General features: G+C 57.3%; 10 protein-coding genes. 5 read left to right on the top strand and 5 right to left on the bottom strand.

Going from position 1 to position 11,907, the window contains the following annotated elements; translation table 11 throughout:
* Positions 1 to 132: 132 nt before the first annotated feature.
* Both WCA85_RS12860 and WCA85_RS12855 read left to right on the top strand, forming a co-directional pair.
* A complete protein-coding gene (locus WCA85_RS12860) occupies positions 133 to 831 on the top strand; it encodes a hypothetical protein (protein ID WP_424064378.1) in 699 nt (232 codons plus the stop codon).
* Between the two features lie 151 nt (positions 832 to 982).
* The gene (locus WCA85_RS12855; RefSeq protein ID WP_424064376.1) at positions 983 to 1,381 is read left to right on the top strand and encodes a hypothetical protein; all 399 of its coding nucleotides are present in this window, start codon (positions 983 to 985) and stop codon (positions 1,379 to 1,381) included.
* Between the two features lie 225 nt (positions 1,382 to 1,606).
* On the opposite strand, the gene WCA85_RS12850 is transcribed toward WCA85_RS12855, so the two are convergent.
* Positions 1,607 to 3,880 (bottom strand): restriction endonuclease, encoded by a 2,274-nt coding sequence (locus WCA85_RS12850; RefSeq protein ID WP_424064374.1) that lies wholly within the window; start codon positions 3,878 to 3,880, stop codon positions 1,607 to 1,609.
* Positions 3,881 to 4,562: 682 nt separating this feature from the next.
* Here WCA85_RS12850 and WCA85_RS12845 point away from each other — a divergent pair.
* Both WCA85_RS12845 and WCA85_RS12840 read left to right on the top strand, forming a co-directional pair.
* Positions 4,563 to 5,549, top strand: a complete 987-nt coding sequence (locus WCA85_RS12845) for an HNH endonuclease (RefSeq protein ID WP_424064372.1) — start codon at positions 4,563 to 4,565, stop codon at positions 5,547 to 5,549.
* Positions 5,550 to 5,790: 241 nt separating this feature from the next.
* A complete protein-coding gene (locus WCA85_RS12840; protein WP_424064370.1) occupies positions 5,791 to 6,987 on the top strand; it encodes a restriction endonuclease in 1,197 nt (398 codons plus the stop codon).
* 538 nt (positions 6,988 to 7,525) lie between these two features.
* On the opposite strand, the gene WCA85_RS12835 is transcribed toward WCA85_RS12840, so the two are convergent.
* The 4 genes from WCA85_RS12835 to WCA85_RS12820 all read right to left on the bottom strand — a co-directional run bounded on the left by WCA85_RS12835 (position 7,526) and on the right by WCA85_RS12820 (position 11,184).
* Positions 7,526 to 8,032 (bottom strand): YgjP-like metallopeptidase domain-containing protein, encoded by a 507-nt coding sequence (locus WCA85_RS12835; RefSeq protein WP_424064369.1) that lies wholly within the window; start codon positions 8,030 to 8,032, stop codon positions 7,526 to 7,528.
* 76 nt (positions 8,033 to 8,108) lie between these two features.
* The gene (locus WCA85_RS12830) at positions 8,109 to 10,043 is read right to left on the bottom strand and encodes an AI-2E family transporter (RefSeq protein ID WP_424064367.1); all 1,935 of its coding nucleotides are present in this window, start codon (positions 10,041 to 10,043) and stop codon (positions 8,109 to 8,111) included.
* A gap of 201 nt (positions 10,044 to 10,244) precedes the next feature.
* Positions 10,245 to 10,694: a glutathione binding-like protein gene (locus tag WCA85_RS12825; protein ID WP_424064365.1), complete on the bottom strand. Its 450-nt coding sequence runs from the start codon at positions 10,692 to 10,694 to the stop codon at positions 10,245 to 10,247.
* A 259-nt stretch (positions 10,695 to 10,953) separates the two neighbouring features.
* Positions 10,954 to 11,184, bottom strand: coding sequence for a hypothetical protein (locus WCA85_RS12820; protein ID WP_424064363.1), 231 nt, complete (start codon positions 11,182 to 11,184; stop codon positions 10,954 to 10,956).
* 282 nt (positions 11,185 to 11,466) lie between these two features.
* On the opposite strand from WCA85_RS12820, the gene WCA85_RS12815 reads away from it, so the two are divergent.
* A complete protein-coding gene (locus WCA85_RS12815; protein ID WP_424064361.1) occupies positions 11,467 to 11,859 on the top strand; it encodes a hypothetical protein in 393 nt (130 codons plus the stop codon).
* Positions 11,860 to 11,907: the final 48 nt, after the last annotated feature.

Raw genomic sequence — 11,907 nt, 5'->3', positions numbered from 1 at the left:
TCGAATGGTTTGGCAACTGAACTAGTTCCCTTTGTATTGCCTTAGACGGGAGCCCCGTGCGACTATTTGGCGCTGATCCGTTCGACGCGCGGACCACCTACCCCTCTTCTATCCCTTGCCCAAAGACAATCAATGAGCGCGCCTGAGAAGAAGTTTATCTATGCGCTGGTCTATGACGAATTCCGAACAGCCCAAGATCTTCAAGAAGGGCCGTGGGAAGTTCCCTTCTACATTGGACGGACGTCGGACCCGAGCCGGCGAATTGAGCAGCACAGGCGTGAGTCGAGGACGGGAAGCGAGGACAAATACGCTTTTATCCGCAGCTTGGGGGAAAGCAACGCATCGTGGGATTTGCACGTGCTGCTAGAGGTTGACGCCGACGATACTGACCCTTGGGAATTTTGGTACGTCATTGAATACATCCGTAAAGGTCATAGCCTTAAGAATATGCGGTTCGGCGATTTTAATCACTTGACCGCTATTGGAATACACGGCATTGCTCGCGATGAGTCTGTCAAAGACATCACCTCGCTGAAAAGACGCCTGGCAAAAGCGCCATCGCGGTCACTGGCAGTCTACGCGTCTAGCGAAAAGGTCCAGGTACGCGCTATCGCTCGAAGCATTAGATTCCTGCGCAACGAGACGAAAACGTTAGATGGTGGCATCAAATCGCGTATGAAAGTCTATGACACGGGTGAGGGAACGGAAGAAGTATGGGCCGACGCATCAATGACACCGGATGAGATCGCGACGTCCCTAACTCCGAGGGCAAAAGAAGAGGCAAGGCGAATATTCGGATGGCTGACGAGCCTGCGCAGTCAAAGTCAATAGCCGCCCATATCTATGGCTCTGGTCGGCAGTAGCATCATTTAGCGTCTGGCCCACATTCGAAACCCGTCATTGACGTCTCGCTAGGCTAGAAGTCCGCAGAGGGTCAAACTGAGCCGATCGGCGCAATCGGTAACCAAGAAGGCGACCAGAAATGAACGTTAGAAAAATATTATTGTTAGCCGTGCTGGCAACAGCTTCCGGCATGGCGCAGGCGCAGGTCAAACTCATGTTGTTCGGGGGCGCGAGCCATGACGTCTATTTGGGCTGCCTGAACTGCTCGGACCTGGCAGCTGACTCAGTTCAAAATGATATCGGTCAATACGGCTCAGACATTTCGCCGCAGAGTATTTTCAATGACATAGGTCAATACGGATCAGACATATCTTCAGAAAGCCCTTGCAATGACATGGCATCTGATCCGCCCGTTATCGTCGATCAAAATGGCGGATTCTACGGATATCTGACGCTTAATGATTCGCATCCCAAAGCGGTCACTGATCAGAACATCCTGGCATGGCTAAAATATAGGGTCTGTAAAGTGCAACGCTGACTGCATCGAGGGAGCGCTTCCGAGCCGCGCGGGTGAGTGTAACGGGTCGAGAGAACGCATTCGCGACCATGCGAGATTCGGAAGTCCATGCTGTTTGCTTGAGGCAGTAACCGGCCATCTAGAGCCATTCGCCAATGCCTCCACGAGGGCGGTCGAGCCGCTTGCTCGATAGGAATCAGCCTGCGCTGTGTTTTAGTTTTGAGTCGGTTTAAGCTATCAACTAGACTAGCGCAGGGAATCGAAAAGGTCGTCGAGCGTGCGATCGTCGTCCCTCATTTCATGCCGCTGCTCCTTCCACTCTTCATATTTCTGATCTGCGTATGCCTCTTGATGCTCTTCGAACTCAGCCTTAGCTTCGCGAGTTGTCTGGATCGGCCCGTCTAAGTTGAAATCCGTACGGCTAGCGATTGTCGCGAGATCGTCCATGAGAGTTTCATATTCGGGTTCGGACTTGCACTCGGACAATTCATGGTCGAAATAGCGCGCGCTATAAACCTTGGCAGCAGTGTAGAGATGGTCCTTCATCGCGTCGTCAAGGTCCTGTGACTCTAGCGCCTCCAATAGTTCGCGGAGCTCGTCTGACCTACAACCGGTTGACGCTTCCATCGTCAACGCGCGGGCGATGCGCATGCGTACCACTTCATTAGACGGCTGTATCGAGAGAGTACTGGCCTCGATCTTAGCCAGCAGTGCGATGCCGTCACCGATGTGGGTGCCTTCAGATTTCCAACTGGCGATGAGGCCATCAATCGCGGAAGTTACGATTTGACTGAGCACGTCCGACTGGAGCTTTTCCGCTAATTCGATCAGAGTCGCAATACGGAGCTCGATGCTGTCATCGACAAAGGCGACGACGTTATCCATCAAAACGCTGCGCGGTGCAGCAAGCAGGCGCCTGAACGTGTCGGCGATGCGCGCCGCCTCGCTAACGAGGTAGTTAAGGACGCGGGTGTTTTCCTTGGCGAGCGCGAAAGTCCAGATGCGACGAGCCTGTTCGAATCGGACCGCACCCTCGATCATATCTAGCGCATTGGGCGTGTCGTGGCGTACGACGGCGTTGAGCATATCGAGGACCGACGGATCAATGACTTCGATTCGATTTCCGGGTCGGACGAACGACCCGTTGAGCTCGCTGAGTGCCCGGCGCCAATCCGAAGGCTCGGTCTTTAATCCGTAGCGCTGAACCCGCAGCGCATGAAGCCCTCGGAAAGCACGTTCGAGTAAATGAGGACCACATTTGCCGCTGAACGTATACAGCGTAAGCAGAACGCTGCGTGCGGCATCGCTTATCTGCTGTTCATAGGCGTAACGCCATATCTCAGCTGGATCGGCGATTAAATCGCGCACGAAGCTCTGGTATCGCTCAGGCGGAACCGATTTGACACGTCGAAAGGTCGACAGCCAATCGACCAACCGCGGGTTGAATTTGCGGTGTTTGACGATTTCCATGTAGAAGCGGTCGGCGAGAAGCGCCGCCCGATAGTCATCTGGCAAGTCGCTGAAATATATGTGGTTATATAGGATTTCGGCACGCTGCACTCGGCTGTAGTCTCCGATCGCCAGTACGCAGCGGCTGTCGATGAGGCTGGAATGCGCAAGCTTTTCGGACGTGGCAATTGCTTGTTGGAGAATATGTTCGCGGGTTGTCATGACCAACCGAGCGGTGGGCGAGGCTCGAACCATCTCAATAAAATCTAGAATTGCACGATCCTCGTTGCGAGTAAATGCGGTGGTGCGCTCACCTGAAAATGTCGCGCCGAGGAAATCGTCGAAATAGAAAATCTGCTTCTTGCCAGGTTGATAGCGCTCACGGCCGGTTTGAAAGTCAGTAAGGATCGAAATAGTTTCGTAGCCACGCGAAAGGTAGGCGTAGAGCAGCACCTTGGCAAGCGAAGTCTTGCCGACTCCCGGCGCGCCGGAGATGATTGCCACGTGATCGCTCTCAAGCATCGTTAGCGCACGTGGATATGCAGCGCTACGTACGTAGCGGCGAATATCGCGGTGCACCTGTTCAACGTCGAATTCGCTTTGGACGAGCGATGCATTGTGGATTACGCGGTCAAGCACGGCCCTGCTTGTCAGCCAGAGTTTGTAGTGCTGCTGCTCTATTGTTGGATAGAGACCGAGTAGATTGTTTAGGTCATCGGGGCCCAAAATGTCCTCGGTCGCAAGCACGGCGCCGAACAGTGCCTGGATATCCGCTTTATTGGATGGCGTCAATCCGACTGACGTCACGAGCATGTAGCGCGCTGGCTTCAGCCTGGAGACTTTGATCACCTCCTTCTTGAGTTCGGCCATGAGGCCGGCAAGACCGGTTCCGGCGTAGTGTTTGCATTGGACGATAATGTCGCCGGCCGCGCTCGCGCGGCGAAAATCGATACCAAGGTCTCGGCCCGTCTTGAATGATTCGAGGGTGAATCCGTCGCGAGCCTGAATCAGGTCGCGCGAGAGTTCCTCGAAGTCGTGTGGGGAGAGCTGTTTGAAGTCGTAGTTCGGCATCAAAGGATTTCATGAAAGTTGAATCACCTCGACCGTGGACCTGTTTGATCTCACTTTTGTCGGACGCACGAATCGAGTTTTCCGGAAGTACCAACTCGTCAGGTCAATTGTAGATCGTACTGTTTCACTGCAGCGAGCGATTACTCGAATCGACATTCGGTCTTGCAATGAATGCCCCGAAACAGGTGATCATTTCGCTTCAGGAATTGGCCCGCTATGCCGGTGGCCGCTTCGCGTCCGCGAGCTGCCCTTTGCTGGGCGGCGCAGCGAATGTCTCAGAAGGGTCGGTGCTGCCTGTAGACGACCAGCTAGATTCTGGCTTCGCATGCCGTTTGCATGAGGCACCAAGCGGACCATCTTCAGTCGTTCGCCATGGCGCACAGACGGACCCTTGCGCGGGTGCGCAGTTTCGGAAAGAGACATCAGAATGGCCAGCATCGTTCGGAATATTAGTGATCAAGGCGGGACGGTCGATATCGGCTCCGTTCGGCTAAAAGTCGTCTTTCTGTGCCAGGATGCGACCGGCTGCTTCAAGTTCCGCTCCGGAGGTTAGTCGAAGCGATCGACTAGCGCGCCTCCGCGGAGCTCGCCGCCAGTTGCTGGTCCGTCAGGTCGCTCAAGTTTTAGCGCCTGTTGCCGAAAGGTATTAAAAGCAGGTTTGCTGACGTTTCCGAGAGAGCTGATGGATAAACATAGCAACGAATGGTTCACAGCGTTTCTTCGCGAAAAGGCGGCAGAGGCGAAGCGCGACTTAAAATACGACCCCCGGCAGTTTCTTTCTATGCTGGGTGCAGATGGCGGCTATTTGACTGTGGCAAAGCTGGTGGGAGGCAAAAATCCCTCTGACGGCTTCGTCAAGCTCTGGGAAAGTGGACGTCTGGACCTTTCCGTGGAAGCGCTAGTTCTCGAAACGGAATGGATCCGATTTTTTGACGAACAATTGCTCAAAGAGGCCGAGCGAAAGTTGAAGGGGGCCGGTTATCGATACGTACGGTATGTTGCCGCCGAGAGCAGCGAACGACTTCCTGCGGACGTGCTAAAGAAGGCCACGCCTGAGTACATCTGGAAGTCCGTTCAATTGTTTCATAGCGGGGATGTAAGCCACGCTTTTGGTTCATCCACGAAATACGACCTGATCGCCGAGAACGGTAAACGGTTTGCACCGAAAGCCGTCTTTGGCGTTGCCCTGTCCATGGCGTTAGACGGTGCGGCAATCGAGCCGAAGCATTTTTCAGGGGACGAAGCATCGCTATGTTTTGCGCTTCTGCGAGACGCTGGCTATCAAATTGTGCCGAAAGACTCCGACTCTCCGTCGAGCGATCCGGCGTCGATGCCGGAACAGGAGTGGATGGAAGGCGATCGGAAACTTGTCTCGCATCTCAGGCGAGAGCGGTCCACCGGACTGGCAAAAGCTAAAAAGGCGCAGTTTAGGCGTCTTCACGGAAAGCTCACCTGCGAGCGTTGCAAGCTGGATCCAGTTGCCGCATTCGGAACTGAGCATGCGGAAGCTTGTATCGAAGTCCATCACTCGACAACTCACGTCCGCCAGATGGGGTCCCAACACAAAACGACGCTCGATGACGTGCAATGTCTGTGCGCAAACTGCCATCGACTTCTGCATCGACTTTTGCGAGAGGAAGACAAAGTGCATGCCCACGAAGATACGTGATGATTTCCGAGCGACAGAATGCACGTGGGAAGTCGATCCGCGCTTCCTTTGCATCACATGAATACTGCCGCACACTAAAAACGCGGCGCTTGACCAGCGACGCTATGACCGGCTGCTACGGTCGCCTCATGCGGACCACATCAGGCAATAGCGGACCCGGAAGAAGTGTCGCAATTCAATTCGTGGAATACTGCTGCTCGCACTGTAATGCAACGCTGCGCGTCGAGCGCGGAGGAAATAAATGATCTACCGATGCAGCGCCTGCCGAAAAACCTCGTTTGAAACGACGTGTCCGTGGTGCACTGCCAATTCCCTGCAGGATTCGGTGCAGCGCCCGGCGCCAGGACAGCAAGTCCCCCTTGATCCTTCGTTCTACCCAGACTTTCAATATCAAACGAAGGGGTTTTTGAAAGACTTGTTAGGAAAGAAGAAAGAGCAAGCGCAGTTAGCTGAACTGCTTCGAAGTGTATTAAAGAAATATTCAGAATTTCGAAATCCATATTTCGCGAATTTCATTCATACAGTCAGACGTGGAGAGTCGGCCGGCAACGACGTCGCAACTCCGGGCGCGCGCATGAACGGGTCGTACTCACCTTGGGAGTTGTTCCGAGAGGTTCTCATTCGGAAGGGATTCAATGAGCTTGAAGATCTTCCACATCTACTAGATAAGCTCTTATATACGACAGATTTCAACAACTCATACATGGGTTTTTCCGCGGAAATTTCGAGGCACATGCAAGGTTCTGTGTTCGATATCCTACGGTCGTGGATTCAAGAGACAGGTGTGAGCTTCAGAGAGGACTTGAGTCTCCTTCTATATTTTTTGTGGAAGAACAACATTCGGCATCCGAAGTTGCCGTTCTCGGACGAAGCGTCTTCGATGTACGGAATCCCACTTTTGCCGCAGGATATTTTCGAATCTTGGTTGGCAACGTGTGAACACATTTACTTCGACATTCTCGTCGGGCGACTCGAAACAAAACTAGAATACTTTGATCCGAACCAATATGTCACGATGTATCACGTCGACGCCATGGACGGGTACAGTTTTGAGAAATTCCTCGCAACGCTGTTTAGAACTTTAGGCTTCGATGTAGAGGGCACAAAGTTGAGCGGTGATCAAGGCGCTGATCTTTTCGCGACAAGGTTCGGCAAGAAAATGGTGATTCAAGCCAAAAACTATTCTGGCAGTGTTGGTAATGGCGCCGTGCAGGAGGCGATCTCGGCCAAGAGCTTTTATGGCTGCGACGAGGCCATGGTGGTGACGAATTCCTATTTCACGAGGTCGGCACTTGAGCTGGCTACTGCCGCCTCCGTTCGCTTGATCGGCCGGCGCGAATTGCAGATCTATCTTGATGACTATAACCAGCAACTGATTGAGCGATTTCGCTCGTTAGACGTTGCCGGCGGCTCAGAGGCGGGTGGTGCCGGTTCCTGAAGGCAATGCACGCCAAGCGTGCGACAGCAGGGCGAAGTCCGCCATACCCGTTGGTCGGTAGAAGCACGAACTAAGTGGACCGCAGCGCGGATGTCGAATTGTCAGTGATCGCTGATCTGTCCACGCCTGCAACATGCCCGCCGCTCGCCGCGACGTTCTGTGCGGTTGTAGGTGCGAACGGCTGCTGTACGCCGCAATTCGCCGCGCGGATCACAACTTCGCTGGGGAGGGCGATCGCAACGGGTCGTGTGCTTTCGATCGCAAGCCGGCAACGTTTAGGCTGCGCGCGCCCATCGCATGAGACAGCGACCACCAGCCAGGGATATTCATCCGCGCAGTCCAATCCCGATTGAAGTGGTGGCATTTATGGGGGCATATAACCTGTCCGGAATGCCTGTGATGCAGCATTTGCAGGTTCCAGGGCGATAAATGTGTTTCCTCGTGGGGGGGCCACCATCCGGTCAGCGGGGCCACGCGCCGCCTCGCAGGAAACCGCGCATAAAACCCCGTTCGGCTCAGCCCGCACGGGGTTTTTTTGTTATTGAGCCTGCTCGCGCACCAGATCGCGATGCGTGAGATACAGGCGCAAGTCGAATTCGGTCTGATGGTAGCCCGGCTGCATGAACTCACACAGCCGGTAAAACGCCTTGTTGTGCTCGCTTTCCTTCAGATGCGCCAGCTCATGCACGACAATCATTTTCAGGAATTCCGGTGCGCCGTCCTTGAACAGCGACGCGATGCGAATCTCTTTTTTCGCCTTGAGCTTGCCGCCTTGCACCCGTGAGATTGTCGTGTGCAGCCCGAGCGCGTGCCGCATCACGTCGAGCTTGCTGTCGTAGACGACCTTGTCAATGGACGGCCCGCTGCGCACGAACTCGCGCCTGATCTCTGCGCAGTAGTCATAGAGCGCACGGTCGGTCTGCACCGCGTGTCTGCGCGGATACCTGTCGGCAAGATAAGCGCCCAGTTGCTGTTCGGCGATCAGCCGGCGAACCTTGTCCTGTAGGGCGGCCGGATAGGCGGCGAGGTATTTCAGATGCTGCATGGCGGGGTTTGAAGATGCGATGGGTGCCTGACGTATTGTAGCGGCGCGCAGCAACGACCCGCGCGACAAGGAACGGTCAGGCCGTCCCCTGTACGTGCTCATCACGTCCTGCCGCGACCACCGCCGTCCTGCATTCCTCTATCAGACCGCGGAAGGTCGTCGCGTTGCGCGCGCTACCCGCCACTCCGAGGTCGGGCGTGCTTTCCGTCTGCCCGCCGAACCCGACAATCACCGTGGCGGGAGAGGGTTGGCTGCGAATGCGTCGCAAGAGGTTGCGCAGATAAGGGGGCGCTTCGGCGGTATCAAGCGAGACGATGCAGATGATGTTGGCGCGGTCCGCCTCGCGCCCACCACCGCGCGTGTTGCGATAGTGTTCATAGGTTGTGGTGACCGTGGTGATCTGTTGCCGGGCGAGCAATTGTGTGGCGATTGCCGTGGCCACTTCGTCGAATGCACCGCGTCCCGAGATGCACAGAACGACCGCGTCGACAGCGACGAACGGCTTATCCCCCCTGTCGTCGCCGTCAACGGGGCCATAGCGAGGCTCGGCGCGGTCGCCCGCCTGCCTGGGCTCGCCCCCCTCGGCCTGGGGCAGCCGGTCTGGCGCACCATCCACCGTTTCGAGGTTTTCGATGATATCCACCACCGCCTCGTTGAAGCGCGCGAGCTGTTCCGACGTCAGCACGCCGCGCAGCGCATCGTTGCGCGCGAGGCGCAGCCCCTCAAGCGCGACCTGATCGTAGTAGTCGGTCACCGACATCTCACCAAGCAGACGGTCTGCCTGCACGATGGCCTCGTGAGGGTCGTCCGCGAGCAGGCGTTGATAGAAGGTCTGCGCCGGCGTCAGCGCGGGCTGGTCACCTAGCAGGATGGTCAGGAAATTCAGGCGATCCGCATAGCGGCCCAACGTGACGAGACACAGCGTGAGGGGCGTCGACAGCACGAGTCCGACCGGCCCCCACAGCCAGCTCCAGAAAATCGCGGCGACCACCACCGCGAGGGGCGAAAGCCCGGAGCGGCGGCCATACAGCAGCGGCTCGGCCACCTGGCCTGCGACCAGGTCGACGACCACGAACAACACCAGTGTCCAGACGGCCATCGTCCATTGGGGCTGAATCGCCGCGGCGAGGCACACAGCCAGCAAGGCGGCAATCCAGACGCCGATGTACGGCACGAAGCGCAGCAGCGCGGCGACGACGCCGAACAGCAGGGCGCCGGGCACGCCAATGCCGGCGAGTCCCACCGCGAGCACGGCGCCCACGCTGAGATTCAGGCCCAGTTGCGCGACGAAGTAGCGGCTCAGGCGGCTCGCGGCGTCGTTGATGGCGGTGGTGGTGCGATGCAGATCGCGCGAGCCGAACAGGCTGATCAGTCTGTCGCGCAAGTCCTCGCGTTGCAGCAGGATGAAGATCGTCACGACCAGCACAATAAAGGTCGTCTCGAGCGGCGCGATGGCGGGCGAAAAGGCCCGTTGCGCCAGTTGCATGGGCGTGAGGGCGGGCTCGTGGACCTCGACGGGCAATGGCGCGGGGGGCGCGTTTTTGCTGGCCTTGCCGAAACTGCGCGGCGCGGCCGGTCGCGATGGCGCAACCCGCTGCAGTGTGACCGCCGCTTTGCCCAACAGCACATCGGCGCGGCCGACGGTTTTCTCCTGCACCGTCTCGATCTTGCGTTCAATCGCCACCTGGTATTGCGGCAGATCCGCTGCCAGTTGCACGATTTGTGCGCCAATCAGCGCCCCCGCGCCCAGCACGATGGCTAGCGCAAAGAACACGGCAATGAAAATGGACGGCAACTGCCCCATGCGCAGACGCCGCAGCGCCGCCACCAGCGGCGCCAGCAGAAAGCTGAGCAGCACGGACAGCGTGATCGGAATCAGCACCGCGCGCCCGAAATACAGCCCACACACGACGACGACACCGGTGACGACCGACGCGAGCCCATGCAAGGTGGGCGCGCCCGTCGGATACACGCGGTTTGGCCGCCCTTGCGGCGGCAACGAAAGTTTCATGCTTACGAATTCCGGTTGGCGGGACGCGTAATGGCTCCCTCAGGGCCTTGAGGATACAACTGCGGAGCCTAGCAATCTACACGCCCGATACAGGCGATCGTCAGACCAGGGTTGTACGACATGGGTGGCAACGGGCGTCGAGCGTGTTCCGCGGCGCGCAGTTATGCGGCCCCGGCGTCTGGCGATTCCATCGGCTGGGACCTATGGTGTCCCATTGCGGCAGTAGTCGCGATAGCCCGGCTGAGCAGCCAGGCGTTCGAAGTAGTCCGATACGGCAGGGAAATCTGGGTGAGCGAGCGGGGTGCTGAACCAGCGGTTCAGCGACAGGCCAATGGGAATATCTGCGAGCGAAAAATCCGGGCCGGCTACAAATGCGCCGGTGGATTCTAGCTGCCGGTTCAGGATGCCGATATGACTCGCCCAGTTGGCCGATGAAGCCCTGATTGCTTCGGCGTCCTGATGAGCGGGCGAATTCCTGACCAACGCCAAAAGCGCCATCGCGTTAGGGTTCAGCGCGAGAAAATCCGCGGTCTCGGTGGATCTGAAGCCGGTGCCCCAGTCTTCCCGCTCAAAGGGAAGGTCGAGTTCAGCGCAGGTCCAGAGTACCTTGCGGACGTTGATCGACGTGGCCTTGCCGAGAATCTGCAGCATGGGCAATCCAGAGGGTGGCGGGCTCGATCATTCTACGAGGCTGGCTTTGGCCCTGACAGATACAGTTCAGGTCATATCGGGCGGATTGCGTGAAGCGTGCCGTTCGAAGGACCCGACCGGAGGAATGGTGAGGACCGCCGTGCTGAGGCGCATTGGAACCGGTGGGTAATCCCACGTGAACGCTGCCTCGACGCGCGGGGGCCAAACAACAAGGGGCGCTTGAGCGCCCCTTGGAACAGAGAGTAGAGTAGGCCGCGGGTTAGCCGACGATCAGCAGATAGCAGCCGCCAACCAGCAGAACGAACGACGCGAGAAGCGTGGCTGTTCCCATGCGTGTCATCAGACTTGGCCATTCTGGGCGCGGCAACGCTTCGATTTGCACAAGGCTGCGCACCGGAGCCGGATCGCGGCGCATGAAGAACGGCACCAGCGCGATGGAAAGAATCGCCAGCATGATGGCGAAGAACTTGAGAGCGAATGAGTAGTCCATGGGAGCGTCAATGTATGGCGCGCGTACGGATTGGGTGACGCGCTGAGCATCTCATATTAGGGAGTCGCCGCCTTTGCACCTATGAGACGAGTCTGAAATCAAGCGCTATTGCTATAGCGCGCAGTTCGATTTGCTTCGCTGTCGCCTTGGCCGACGCCATCGAGACGGACCCGTTAAGGTGGTTCGCTGGCCCACCGGCTAGCAGGCGACATGCTATGCTTTTGAGGTCCAGATCACGAATCGCTTCGTGGCCGCCGAATCATCCTTCGAGGAGAACACGTAATGTCGATGCGAATCCGAAAGCTGTTCCACGTCACGTTGGGCGGTGTGCTGCTGGCCGGTGCGGTCGGCGCCTATGCAGCGAATCTGGGTTTCCTCAACGACACGCCGATGGCCTACATGAAACAGCGTGACATCGACTCGGTGAAGGCGGCCGTGATGAAGGCGCTCGATGACAAGCAGGACGGCGAGTCGGCTACGTGGGTCAATGAGGGTACGGGTAACAGTGTGCGTATCGATGCGACCATCACACCGCAAAGCACTGCCAAGGACGGTGAGCGCACCTGCCGCGACACGTCGGTCGTGCTGAACTCCAAGGGTCAATCGATGACACTGAAGCCGCAATTCTGCCGTCAGGGCGCAAGCGGTCCGTGGCAACTGCAGAAGAAGCACTGAGCAGGCGCAGCGGAAACGCGCACATGCTCTGTCTGTTGTCGTCTTCAT

Source organism: Paraburkholderia sp., from assembly GCF_049581445.1.
In the GTDB taxonomy this organism is placed as follows: Bacteria; Pseudomonadota; Gammaproteobacteria; order Burkholderiales; family Burkholderiaceae; genus Paraburkholderia.
The sequence above is the reverse complement of the archived record's forward strand: the minus strand, read 5'-3'. Positions and strand labels throughout refer to the sequence as shown.